This is a genomic window from Terriglobia bacterium, from assembly GCA_032252755.1.
Taxonomy (GTDB): Bacteria; Acidobacteriota; Terriglobia; order Terriglobales; family Acidobacteriaceae; genus JAVUPY01.
Genome location: JAVUPY010000058.1, coordinates 1 through 12,510, shown reverse-complemented (window position 1 = coordinate 12,510; position 12,510 = coordinate 1). Strand labels below are relative to the sequence as shown.

The 12,510-nt window shown below is 55.4% G+C and carries 14 protein-coding genes; 10 read left to right on the top strand and 4 right to left on the bottom strand.

Annotated elements, in window-relative coordinates:
* The 7 genes from ROO76_13675 to ROO76_13645 form a co-directional block, all read left to right on the top strand.
* Window positions 1–330: hypothetical protein (locus ROO76_13675; GenBank protein ID MDT8069210.1), on the top strand; the 330-nt coding region annotated here is incomplete at its 5' end.
* A 91-nt stretch (window positions 331–421) separates the two neighbouring features.
* Window positions 422–769, top strand: coding sequence for a hypothetical protein (locus tag ROO76_13670; GenBank protein ID MDT8069209.1), 348 nt, complete (start codon window positions 422–424; stop codon window positions 767–769).
* Window positions 766–930: a hypothetical protein gene (locus ROO76_13665; GenBank protein ID MDT8069208.1), complete on the top strand. Its 165-nt coding sequence runs from the start codon at window positions 766–768 to the stop codon at window positions 928–930. The genes ROO76_13670 and ROO76_13665 overlap by 4 nt, the downstream gene beginning before the upstream one ends.
* Window positions 931–953: 23 nt before the next feature.
* A complete protein-coding gene (locus tag ROO76_13660) occupies window positions 954–1,226 on the top strand; it encodes a hypothetical protein (GenBank protein MDT8069207.1) in 273 nt (90 codons plus the stop codon).
* 65 nt (window positions 1,227–1,291) lie between these two features.
* Window positions 1,292–2,257, top strand: a complete 966-nt coding sequence (locus ROO76_13655; GenBank protein MDT8069206.1) for a hypothetical protein — start codon at window positions 1,292–1,294, stop codon at window positions 2,255–2,257.
* 58 nt (window positions 2,258–2,315) lie between these two features.
* A complete protein-coding gene (ssb, locus tag ROO76_13650; GenBank protein ID MDT8069205.1) occupies window positions 2,316–2,759 on the top strand; it encodes a single-stranded DNA-binding protein in 444 nt (147 codons plus the stop codon).
* Window positions 2,760–2,807: 48 nt separating this feature from the next.
* Window positions 2,808–3,695, top strand: a complete 888-nt coding sequence (locus ROO76_13645) for a Rad52/Rad22 family DNA repair protein (protein ID MDT8069204.1) — start codon at window positions 2,808–2,810, stop codon at window positions 3,693–3,695.
* 402 nt (window positions 3,696–4,097) lie between these two features.
* On the opposite strand, the gene ROO76_13640 is transcribed toward ROO76_13645, so the two are convergent.
* Window positions 4,098–5,132, bottom strand: a complete 1,035-nt coding sequence (locus ROO76_13640) for a hypothetical protein (GenBank protein MDT8069203.1) — start codon at window positions 5,130–5,132, stop codon at window positions 4,098–4,100.
* A 180-nt stretch (window positions 5,133–5,312) separates the two neighbouring features.
* Window positions 5,313–6,842 (bottom strand): hypothetical protein, encoded by a 1,530-nt coding sequence (locus tag ROO76_13635; GenBank protein MDT8069202.1) that lies wholly within the window; start codon window positions 6,840–6,842, stop codon window positions 5,313–5,315.
* Between the two features lie 745 nt (window positions 6,843–7,587).
* Between ROO76_13635 and ROO76_13630 the strand changes: the two genes are divergently transcribed.
* Both ROO76_13630 and ROO76_13625 read left to right on the top strand, forming a co-directional pair.
* Complete coding sequence (locus tag ROO76_13630) at window positions 7,588–8,661, top strand: DUF6094 domain-containing protein (protein ID MDT8069201.1); 1,074 nt, start codon at window positions 7,588–7,590, stop codon at window positions 8,659–8,661.
* Entirely contained in the window at window positions 8,627–9,361 is a 735-nt protein-coding gene (locus tag ROO76_13625; GenBank protein ID MDT8069200.1) for a hypothetical protein, read from the top strand. The genes ROO76_13630 and ROO76_13625 overlap by 35 nt, the downstream gene beginning before the upstream one ends.
* Window positions 9,362–9,608: 247 nt before the next feature.
* Here the strand turns inward: ROO76_13625 and ROO76_13620 are convergent, their stop codons facing one another.
* Together ROO76_13620 and ROO76_13615 are read right to left on the bottom strand one after the other, a co-directional pair.
* Window positions 9,609–11,351 carry a WG repeat-containing protein gene (locus ROO76_13620; GenBank protein MDT8069199.1) on the bottom strand — a complete coding sequence of 581 codons (1,743 nt, stop codon included), beginning with the start codon at window positions 11,349–11,351 and terminating at the stop codon, window positions 9,609–9,611.
* A complete protein-coding gene (locus ROO76_13615; protein MDT8069198.1) occupies window positions 11,335–12,123 on the bottom strand; it encodes a hypothetical protein in 789 nt (262 codons plus the stop codon). The genes ROO76_13620 and ROO76_13615 overlap by 17 nt, the downstream gene beginning before the upstream one ends.
* Before the next feature lie 105 nt (window positions 12,124–12,228).
* On the opposite strand from ROO76_13615, the gene ROO76_13610 reads away from it, so the two are divergent.
* The coding region (locus ROO76_13610; GenBank protein ID MDT8069197.1) for a hypothetical protein at window positions 12,229–12,510 on the top strand (282 nt) is incomplete at its 3' end.

The window sequence follows — 12,510 nt, the reverse complement described above, 5'->3', positions numbered from 1 at the left end:
ATGGCGCCATGGCTACTCTGGCTCCTGCCCTCGTTTGAGGCAGGATTCTGGTCCGCCCTAATCGCGGGTAAAGTCCGTGATCGAGGGAAGACTCGAGAGCTTCTTATCTACGGAAGCCGCACTCGAACACGCCTGCCACTCATTGATGAGCAGCTCCGCAAGGCTGCGGGCACACCGACGAAGTCGCAGGCGTTCGTCGTCGAGCATCTGGTGAACTTCATTCGCTGGGCTGCCAATACCAAGGCCATCGAGCATCTGATCCTCCTTGGCATTCAGAGAAGCTGGCCCAGGCGGAAGTCCATCCGCTCGGAAGTGAGGCTCATCCTCTAACCCCAACCACAGTGCTCTGTTCTCCTTGCACGAGTGCATCGCTGCGGCGACGCCAGAGGAAGAACCCCACACATCCGAAGGAGCAAGATTCATGGTCATCACACCGTCAAACAGCGGCAACCTTGTCGCTGGCGCCGGCCTTGGCATCTTTGCCTGGGGTGCATTCCTGAAATCCGATAAGGTGCCGTGGCTCAAGCGCTTGATGACCACCAGGCGCAAGGAGTTGAGCCTCGACTGGATCAACAGGAACAAAGGCATCAGCCTGCTGGGTCTGGAGGCAGTCAATTTCAGTATCCACGGCATCCTTTCCCCGAACGCCGTCCTCTTTGCCCTCGGCAATACCGTCCTGAACATCTTCATGCTCTGGGCATACCTGCCCTTGCGCATGATGCGCGCCAAGAAGAAGAACATCCGAAACGTGCTGAAAGGAACCGCATGACCAAGCTCACACTGCTCGCTGTCCTGGGCCTGATTTACCTCTTCGTCATAAGGCTCGCCTACTTTTTCATGGCCGTCTTCATGATTCTGTTCTTCGGGATGTCTGCCTGGGAACTGATGCGGACGCCCAAACAGCCGGCAAAGAATCACTTTGCCGCGTAATTGCCTTCGAGGAGCAATACACAATGAAACCGATCTTGGGATTCCTGTTGCTTGTCGTCGTCGTTGTGCTGACCGGCGGTCTCTATCTGGCCATCCGCAAGCCGGAGCAGAAGGTGACCGACCTGGCAACGCTGAAAGGCCTGCGCATCACATTTGCCCAGCGTCTCCAGCGACTCGGCCGTTTTCTAGCCACGCTCTTCACCTTTGTCATCGCCAAGGCTGCGCACGTCACCCGTAAGGTGCGGGTCAGCCTTTCCGACAAACGAAACTCCGTCACTGAATACACGCAGGGCTAAGCGAATATCCCCGAAATGTGATCGAGCCGCGGTGCCAGCGCAAAGAAATCAAAGGAGGTCGCCGCATGTATCGAAAGTTCTCTGTAAGCCGGGATACGGCGACCGACTTCATGCGCTTGTTCGTGAACCGGCTTGCCTATGGGAAGCAAGCGACCAAACCCCTGCCAAACGGTTCCGTCCCGTACTATCTTGCCCGTGATTGGCGGACAAAGGTTCCGAAATCACTCGACCTGGATGTCTTGCGTTTGCACTTGAACGGAGACATCACCATCAATCTGTTTGCGATCAACCCGGAAACTCAACGCTCAAAATGGATTGCCGTCGACGCAGACTTTGAGGGCGCAATGCAGTCGCTGAATCAGTTGCAAACTGAACTGATGCACGATGGTGTCCAAGCGGCGCTTGAAGACTCACGGCGCGGGGGGCACCTCTGGATCTTTGGGGCTTCTCCGTTACTGGCCGCGGAGTGCCGGATCTACATCTACAACGTGGCCGCTCGGCTCAAAGTCCCCGTCAAAGGCGGCGGCCTCAAAGACGGAATCGAGGTGTTTCCGCGTCAGGACCGCCTTGAAAAGGAAGAGTACGGCAGCGCGCTCCGCGCTCCGCTGGGCGTACATCGCAAGACAAACCTCCGCTACTGGTTCCGTGCAGGCGAGCCACGACCAGAAACGCAGCTTGACTATCTCAATGGACTGCCAAAACTCACTGAGGACAGGCTCAAGGCACTTATTCATGGAATGAGGTTCCCTGAAGCGTATCAGCCAGTCGTCGCCGCTCTGCACATTCCAATCTCATTGACGGCTGGACAGTGCGAGTTCCGAATCCTTGAACACGTCCGCACCACCCGCAGTGACAGCCGCAACTGGTGGGCACGGTGCCCATCCTGCGCACAGGTTGGGCGCGACCGCACTGGCGACAACCTTTCAATCCAGATCAAGGATGCGCGCTTCTACAAGTGCTGGGCCGGTTGCTCGAAGGATGAGATTCGCGTGGCTCTTGGCCAGCCAATTCGCATGAAGCAAGCTGCATAGACATGTGAACAAACGGACCATCGACGGCCCGTTCCGATCGTTTATGGAGGAGAAGAGCATGGGTAAGTGCATCAATAAAGTCATTCTTCTGGGCCATGCCGGCAAAGATCCGGAGGCCCACATTCTGCCCAGCGGCACTCTCGTTAATATATCGCTCGCCACCAGCAACCGTTACAAGGACAATCGCGGAGAGTGGCAAGAGCGCACCGAGTGGCACAACCTGGTTGGCTATCAAAGGATCGGCGAGATCCTTCGCGACTACGTGAGGAAAGGTTCGCGAATCTTCGTCGAGGGTGAGCTTCGCACACGCTCCTGGGCGGATCGAGAAACGGGACACCAGAAATTCCGCACAGAAGTCGTTGTGCACGAGCTCAGCCTGCTGTCGCGGGTGCCGGGTACGAACAGCGTGAGCGAGCCGGAACACCAAGCCGACGGGAACGGATTCGTGGCGCAGGAATTCAGCGACGAGCACGAGATCGAGCGGTGTGAGGTTCCTTATTAGCAAGCAAAGTCGACGCGCATGAAGATTCCACACCGGAGGAGTTGAGTCATGGCAACAACGAAGTTCACTGATGCAGATCGAGAGAGGCTCTTCGCCCAACTCGAAGTGCCGTTCGATCCGGCGCAGATCAAATGGCGTGTCATGCGCACATCGAACGATGGACGCTCGGGAGTGATCCTTCCATTCGCCGATCCTCGAGCGTACTCAGACCGGCTCAACCAACTCTTTACCCCGGCCGGATGGACTCGCGAATACAGCCTTAGCGCGGTGCCGTCTTTGACCCGCGTGGATCGGGGCAAGGTTGTGGTGACGAGCAAAGTGTTGATCGCAACCGCCGTGACCATCCATCGTCTCGGCAGCCACACCGGCACCGGCGAAGAGTGGGCAGACCGGGAAAACGCAGTGACTGCCGCAGATGCACAGGCGTTCAAACGCGCTTGTAGTTGCTTTGGCCTAGGCCGCTACCTCTATGCCGTCGGCGAAACCTGGGTGAACTTGAACGGGCGTGGCGAACCGCTTGCGCTTCCTGCGCTTCCAGCGTGGGCACTTCCGCCCGGAGTGACCATGCAGCCGATAAGCGGCCAATCCGTTGATGTGCGCGGCCCCGTTGATCACAGGCTGACGGCCGAGATTGAGGGCTTCCGCAGCACGCTGGGAGTGGACATCTATGAGGAAATCCTACGGCGGGCGGGCCACAGTAAGGATGCTCGGACGATCCCGAATGCCGAGCGGCAGAAGAATGTCGTCGAGTGGATGCGGGGAGCGGCACGGGGGGTTGAGCGGCTACATGGGCTGGTCGAGGCTGACGGAGACGCCAGGTTCATCGCAGCCATGGACAAACTAAAGTTCTCTACGACCACCTGTCTTCCCAGCCTGGCGGCATTGAAGCAATTGATCGAGGAACTCGAGTCCATCAGCGGCCAGCAGGTTGCGTAGCCGGCCGCCTGGCCGCAACGAGACCAGGGAGGAGGTTCGGAGATTCTATGTGCAACGTACGGATGATTCGAACTGAGCCCGATCTCGTATCGATTCCCATCGAGAAGGCCGTCTACTGCGGCAACTGCGAGATGGTCTCGTCCTCAACCCGGCAGCGGTGCGGTCTTTGCGGGTCGGAGAGGATCGTCCGAATGGCTCCTTTGATCCCAGAGCCGTGGAACCCAGGTCCGATGCCAGCTCTTGCCATGGCCGCATAGCGCACAAGCCGCTGCAAGCCTCGATCTGTTAGTTGGCGATTGAGGCGTGAACCGAGAACCCCTCCCGGCGACATGGGCGTTTTCCGGTATCTAACCTAGGCTTACCGATTATCGTTCACATCGCCTATCTTTCCTGATCGGCCACTTATGGTGTCGCAGCCACTGCGTAAAGCTCATTCAAAACGCCTCGCGTGCAATCAAGGACCAATTGCGCCGTGTGCTGAAGATTTGCCACGTCGTGCATGATCTTGTTCCCAGCCTTTTGCACATTCCCCACATCTTTTATGGACTGGTTGCTTAGTAGCTTATTCTTATCGGCTAACTTGATCAGTTCCGCGAGTCCCTGCCGACCGCTTGTGGAGAGCTTGTCCTTGAGAGCATGCTCGACCAAGCTTCTGCAAAGCGCGATGGCAGCGGCATCGAACCCCTGCAGAAATACATCGTGTGCTTCTTGAAACAGCTGAGTCACGATGTGGTCCTTGACGTCGAGATTCACCGGCGTAAGAGCTGCTGCGCGATCGATCACGCCGTCCAGTTTCTTTACTGCCTCCTGAGCATAGTAGCGATCAAGCTTTTCGCGATAGTCGTCGAACCAGCTTTCCCCCGGATCGTCGGCAATGCTTTGCACCATCTCCGTCCATGGATTCTCGGATGAGTGGACTTTCCACAGCGCTTCGACATCTACTTTCTCAGTGCGGGTGCGTCGAAGAGCGGTGACCGCTGAGGCTACCTCCCGGGCAATCTCATGATCTTCAAGGAATGAGGTGAGTTCATCGGCAGGATGGGAGTCGATCATCTTGGATATAAGCTTCAGCGCGTCGAGCCTATCCCAATTAAGCCTATGCCTAATCTCACGCGACTCGTGTGCCAGGAGTCTCCAGCATTCTGTTTGTCGACGAAGAGACGCATTGATGTCATCTGTCAATTTCTGAATCTCTGTGCGCTCCTCAAGGGAGAGGGCCGAAAGTATTTCCTGAAGGCCGATTTCCTGCTTCTGGCGTCGCAGTTCAATCAGCTGCTCGTCATCCTCCATCACATCGAGAACCGCCTCCCGAAGGACAGCGCCGCCATCGAGATTCTCGGCCTCGGGCTGGAGCAGCCACTCAAGGTATTGGCGACCTTCTTCACTGAAGTCCCAGATACGCAGAAGCCTGTTGATCAGTTCGGAGCGATCAGACATAAGAGCCCTCTCTATTGCTGTTGGCGAGTATGAACGAATGGCATTCGGATCATCAAGTTCCGAGTTGGCTCAATCAACTTAGGTCCTTGCGTCGGCCAGTGTTCGCCGTAAAAGCGACACCCTGAGACTCAACATTTCCAATCACTCCAACCCAATCTCTGGAGACCCAGATATCTAACATCAATTCCGAAAACTTCTGTTGATGGCGGCTATAAGAATGATCACAAGCGTCCAACCAAACAGGATAAGTGTCCAGCGAAAAACTGCGAGCCACCGGTAGTTTAGACCAGGGAGCCAACGCGTCCATTGCATTTTCGGCCTACCGGGAAATTTGGTTTGAGCTGTTTTGAGAGGATCGGGCCCCCACGCATTATCATGACCGAATTTGACAACCGGGAGGATGTTTTCCAGCGCATAAACTACTGGGTTGAAAGTTGGATATGTAGTAGGAGCCTTCTTCGATTTCCTGAATTCTTCGTAAGCCTCCTTGTCAGTTGGGGCCATTGCCTTCATGCGGTGGGCGCGCCAAAAGACCAAGGAGCCAATCAGCCACGATAGCCCCATCGGCCATAAAACTCCGAGTGGCTGCTCCTCAAGAAGGTCAAACGGTAGCGTCGTAAGACGAACTAATGGGCTAGCAGCGTGAACCTGCTGACGCCGGAACTCGTAGATCACGTTTTCTGCACCAGCGGCATTCCCGTGCGCCTCTAACACTTTTGCCAACTGCATCCAGGGTTGTGGTTCGTTGATCTCTACATCGCTTTGGCGTCGTAACCACTCCATTCGGTCATCGGCGTTCAGCACGATTTCGCGTGGAAGCGATTCCTCTGCAAGCTCCCCTTCGGACGGATGCTCATGCAAAACTAGGTCACCGTATTCGAATCCGACCAAATGCAATCGGCCCTTTGATGGCCAACTCGCTCGGTCATCGTGGAGCATCCCAACGGTAGCATCACGAAGAGAGAGAGCTGGGACGCTCACTCCCTTCATCGGGACGCTCACTCCCTTAATTCCAACCCAGGTAAAGTCGCCTTTTACCTGCATCAAATCGCATGTCATAACGGAAACTGAGGCCCCATAACACGAGAGGTGACCATCAATTTGAGCGCGAAGAAGTATTACCCTGCCCGCACAGGAGAATCCCTTATTTAGGAAAACGCTGTCAAATCTTGCTTCTGTCGCAAACAGTGCGTCGTCGGTCAGCGAAAGCTTAGCACCTTGGCAGTTGAAAGGGTTACCTATTCGAGCGGCCTCAAAATGGAGTTCCCCACCGGCTTGGAGATTGTTGAGAAATACGCCGCCGGGTGCAATCAGCCCATTTGCCTCAATCATGTGATCGGTTTTGCAGTCGATGACATAAAGGGTCGGGAACTCCGCCGATGCTAGCAGGAGATCTCCCAGAAATGTGCAAGACACGAATATCAGAGGCCATGGGGCGCTGCAAAACTGCAGTTCGAGAGAAGAAGAGATTGTAGCGTTCGCAACAAAAATGCCGAGCGGGTCGATGTAGTTCGCAGCATCCCGATCTGTAATAAGCCAACGGAGAAATTCTGACCGTACCTCAGGTCGTCTTTCGGACTTTTGCGGATTTCTATGTCTGGCAGCGGAGGCCTGCAGAACTTTCTCTTCAGCATCTGTAATCGCACCGACGCGCTCAACCGCGAGCTTGCTCAGGGCCTCGATGCGTACGCGCTCAATGGGAAGACTCATTTGAGACCGCCCCCTTGTAACACAGGGCCTGACAGAAGAGCAAGGAGGCTGACCGCTTTTCTCCTTAGACCGATGGTAGCGAAAGCCTTTGTCGGCCGTTTGGGTCAATTTTGATCTGAGAGAATACGACCTGACATGATTGACCCCAAAGCCAATGGGGCGCAATGGGAATCGCCGCTTCCCCATCCTTCGCATGCAGCCAGTTTGCTATTGGTTGTCTACTGTTACGGATCAGAGTGTAACAGAGTCGATCCTCGATTTACGGCAAATCGATGCGCTCACCGAGCCCGATTACTACCCATATGTCGGCCAGTGTTCGCCGTTCTGTTTGGCATGATCCTGGGTTGACGGGAAATGCCCAACGCGCGCGTCCATCCTTGGAGCTGGAAGCTCTTAGTTGGCTCATTTTATGTGTCATTTAAAGCATATCTTTGCCGCATTGAAAGCATAATGTCGCCGCATGCGCGTGCCTAAATCATTCATTCTTCGAAAAGGCAGGGGTGGAACGGTCTGGCAGCTTAAAGCATAACTTTGCCGCGCGAACAACCTGGTGTAGAGCCCCATCAGGCGAGGAAAATCGACTTTTGGGCTATTCAAGAAAGGTGCAAAGTTCCGCTGATGCCCGCGGTAGCAATTTGAGACACAAACAACCGGAAATCACGGTCATTTAAAGCATAACGTTGCCAAACAACAAAGTTATGCTTTAAGTCACATTATGAGAAATTTCACGAGGTGAGGTGTATTCATGCGGAATGTCGCGCGCCTAAAAATGGGCTACTACCCATTACCAGAGGCCGAGGGAGTGAAGCTGCGCTCTCTGCTCTCCTTTACTGGGCCGGCTTCTGTGATCGACCCCTGCGTAGGACAAGGAACTGCGCTTCGACTCGTTACGAGCGACGCGCAGGTTCGGTGCTATGGCGTCGAACTCGACGCCGAACGCGCGCGGATCGCGAGCGCCAACGGCATCGAGACCATCCAGGGAAATTCCTTTGACGCTATTGCGCGGCCCGAATCCTTCTCGCTCCTGTACCTGAATCCGCCATATGATTCGGAGATCGGCTCCATCGCAAATCGCAGAATGGAGGCCGTGTTCCTGGAACATACCTACCGCTGGCTGGCGATGGAAGGCGTTCTCATCCTGGTGATCCCGTTCGAGCGACTGCATGACTGCGCCGGCATCCTTGCTTCCCACTTCACCCAGCTCGCTGTTCTTCGCATGACAGATGAGGAATCGGTCAAGTACCGGCAAATCGCGGTGCTTGGCCTGCGGCGCGACGTCAGAGGAACAGCCGTTGAGAACAATAAACGGCAGCTCTTGAGCGTTGGACTGTACGGCAGCTTCCTGGGATTGACTGAGTTGCAGCCAGGCGCGTGCCCGCCGTATTCCATTCCTCCGTCTGGAGAGGCGGAGCTGAGCTATCGCGGCCTTCCCTACGACTTGTTGGAAGACCTGCTACCGCAATCGGGCGCATGGAAACAGGCCGCGCCACTACTGATGCCGCATGAGGACGTTGCGACTGGCCGGCCCATCACACCGCTGCATGGCGGCCATGTCGGGCTCCTATGTACCGCGGGACTCCTGAACGGCGTCTTCGGCCAGGGTTACGACCGACACATAGCCCGATGGCGCTCGGTCAAACATGTGACGACGTTCGTAGAACAGGACGGAGACGCCGAGATCATCCATCATCGAGAGCGATGGGCCAATGAGCTGTACCTGGTCTACGCCGATGGGAGGACGCTGAAGCTCACCGAGACACCGGCGAAGAAGGAGGACGAAGCCGATGGAGAATGCACACCTGCGGTTCGGGCTGCTTGAGTACGTGCGCTTCACGGAAAAGGCATCAACCCGAATTCGCCTGCGGGTCGATCGCTATATCGGGGAAGATCGGCAGGCACATCTTCTGAGCGTGTTCGGCAATGACTCGGATGTTGGCGCAATCACGGCGGCCATTCACGAGAAGGCCGCCTTCAACTTGGCCTTTCCGGACGGTACGGTAAAGGACGTGACGCTCGGCGAACATGCCTCCTGCTATAAAGGGACAGTGACTTTGCCGGGCCGGAAACATCCTGTCCGCCACCTGCTGGCGGTGTCCCAGGAACTCCACACCAATGGGAGTGCGGGGCGGACGATCCTATTGCGATACCGGCGCGAAGAGGCGTGGGCCACGCTGGTGAGCTTCCTCGGGCTGCCTGCCGACCCAACATGGGCTGACCACGCACTGGGCATCGTCGAGGGGAAAAAGAGGATCGAAGAGATCGACGGCATCGGTTGCCAACCGGTACTGATCTCCGCGACGACTGAGGAAGTGCTTGAGTGGGTCGGAGAGGGCTTGCAATCAAAGACGCTAAGTTTTCCAGAGAAGAATGGGCCGATCATCTGGCCGAACCGTTCATGGCAACAGTTCATGAGCGTCGGAGGCTGGATAGTACACGACTGTTCGACTATTGGGATCACGGAAAAGCCGCAAATGAGTGATAGGTACGGGTTCACCTTCTCCGCTGGTCCGCCCATGTGAGAGATTGCCGCAGATACAACAGACAAACAGTTCAGAATCATCTCTCGCCCGTGCCTTCTTGAGGAGGCCTGGATCGATCTTCCCCTTAAAAACCTCGATCATGTTTTGTACTTGATCAAGAGGGACGCCCCGTTGACAGTCAGGATTTACGCATAGTTTCTTAAGTCCCGATATAGATCGGTTCGTACCTCCTCGATTTGTACGAGTCGTGCGATTCCTCATCCTGTTCCTCCTCTATTGCCGCCTATCACTTAACGGCCTCGAAGTTGTCCGCATATTCGAACTGCGGCGGAATAACGATTGTTCCTGTCCGATCGAGAAACCCGTATTTATGGCCGGCGTCTCCTTTTGTGAAGAATATTGCCATGCCGTTTGAAAAACGCCCCACCCAAGTAAATCTTGGCTCAATCACCACGTTCCCCAACTGATCCGCAAAACCATACAGCCCATCTGATTTGAACCTCACAAGTGCATCTTTCGCCATACCGTTGTCATTCTTGGAACTGTGCGACGTCTCCGATTCAGGGGTGTCAACGAAAATGCCCAACTTATTGATTAACCTCCACTGTCCCCGTGTTGTATACACTCGCGCGATTCCTTCGCGGAAATCCTCGTCCGAATAGATCGGCTCTATTACTACATCGCCCAGAACATCCGCAAAGCCGAATTCTGTTTCCCATTCTGTTCCAATTTTCTCCGTGAATCCTTGAATCCGATGGAGGTGCTCGTCTGAGTCAGGAGCATCCAAGAAATTGCCCTCGTTGTCTATCAGCCTCCACTCCTCTTGGTCCGTGTATACGCGTGCTGTTCCGTCTGCGAAATCTTCGGCTGAATCAAACTGAGGCGCAATTATGACTTCCCCTTTAGCATTGATGTATCCGAACCGGTAACTCGTATGACTGTCTTCCCAGCGAGTGTGCGGATCTCCAACCAATGCGAGGCCGCCGGCGAAATCCCCAAAACCTACAAGGCCTTTTGGCATTGGTATGGGTGTCCCGGCCCTGTCGATATAGAATCCATAATCACAGGAGCACAACTCGCATACCAGACTGGCTCGCGGGCAACTGCACGGATCGTCGTTGCAAACCCCGATACATCCAGGATGATCATGCGAACACCCCGACAATGGTGCCCGATATCTGCCTGAAACACGTGCCACATCGTCGGCAAAACCGCCGAGTTTTTCCTCCACGTCGCTACACTGGTAAATGAGAGAACCTTTGGGGTCGATTAAGCAAACTTTGCCGCCCAACTTCGCGCGCGCCATGCCCCCGTGGAAGTCAGAGGCCCAATCAAAATATGGATGAATCACAATTTCACCTGTCCGATCTATGAAACCCCATTTCTTGTCGATTTCAGCGGATGCAAGTCCTTCCGAGAATTCATTGAGACGATTGAAGCGCGGTAAGACTATGAGCTTCCCACCATAATCTATAAATCCGTATCTACCGTCGAGCTTCACGAGGCACATTCCTCCAAGGAAGTCGTTTACTTCCTCGAATTGAGGTTCAATTGCGAAGCTCCCCTCTTTTGTCAGGAAGCCCCACTTGCCGTTGTGAAGCACCGCTGCCAGGCCTTCGCTAAAATCTCGGGCCTCCTTGAAATTAGCTGGCACGACAATCTCCCAATTGCCATTAACGAAGCCCCAGCATCCCCCGAACTGTCGGCTCACTGATTCGCATGGCTTACCTGGCCCCATGTTGTAGCGAATTGTTCTGTGTTGAACTGGAACATCGGAGAATGCGGCCATCCCACAGCAGGAGTCGCGAATCTCATAGCAGAAAGGCTCGACTACGAATCTCCCGGTCTTGTCTATAAGTCCCCATTTTCCGTTCATCTTGACCTTTGCTCTCAAGGATGGCTCTGGCTTACGCGCCATGATGGCCTTCGCATCATTACCGCCACGCGCAATGAGGCTTGAGCGAGCATCTGAAAGGACGAGCGTGTCAACTGTTCGGGGAATATGCTGGAGTTCAGATTCTTCGGCCACTCTTCTTTGCCTCCTTGGCGAGAGCCTCGTATTCCCTTCTTGCGCGTGCGACTTGTTCTCGAACCGTCGCTGCCAGTTCGGCTAGCAGGTCTCGACCCTGCTGCTCGGCCGCTTCCACATCTTTCCTCAATTTCGCGATCTCGCTGGCGCGTAGCGTGGCCAACTCCTGCTCGATTGTGGCGATGTGCTTTTTCGCTTCGGCAAGCTGGCGGATGATCCGTATGAGTTCGGCTCCGATACCTTCGCCCTGGACGGATTCGCTCGACTCGCTGTATTCATCAAGAATGCGCTGGAGAGCCTCGGCGTCGCCCCGACTATATGCCTCATTCGCCTCAGCCATAAAGCGGGTGCGGCGCTGCCGCTCGGCATCGTCTTTGGCAAAATCGGGATGGATGCGCTTGGCAACTTCGCGAAAGAGAGCTCTCAGGTCCGCGGATGGCTTGAAATCCGCGGCCTTCGATGCTTCGCCGTGGGTTGCCTCGTGGGTATCGTCCGCCCGCTTCCGGGCTCGCTCCGCACGTTGACGAGCAGCATCGGAACTCTCCAACGAGGCCTCAAGCTCGGCAACACGAGCATCCAAGTCGTCCATTTCGGCGTAAAGAACTCCAACTTGGCGCAGGTAGCGACCCTCAAAGCTTTTCAGTTGAGCTCGAAAATCTGCTAGTTCCAGTTCGCGTTCCGCCATTGCGGCTCGAACGGAGGCCAACTCCTCCCGTTTGCGAAGAAGCTCCTCTTCCTCTGGTGTCAGCTTTCGGACGATCTCAAGAACCATCTTTCTTCAACTCCAGTGCTGCAAATATCGTAAGGCACCGGGAGGGCGACCAATCGACCATTTTCAGTTGAAGAGATCACTCCTTTTCCGCGAGGTCATCACCCGATGGATACCGATGTGTATTCCTATCTCCGCACGCACGCCACGGAGCTTGGCTCCCGGATTCTCGAAACCTATCCGCCATTACAGAGCACGAAGGATCCCGTTGCGCTCCCGATTGCGTCGCTTCTGCGGAAAGCGCTCCCTGCTCAGGCGCTCGCCATCACCGGCACAGCGAAGTATCTGCGCAGGGCCAAAGCAGCGCGGATCGTGGCCGAATGCGGAGCGGGGAAGACCTACATGGCGCTGGGCACAATCCATGTGATGGCGGATGGGCGGCCCAGTACC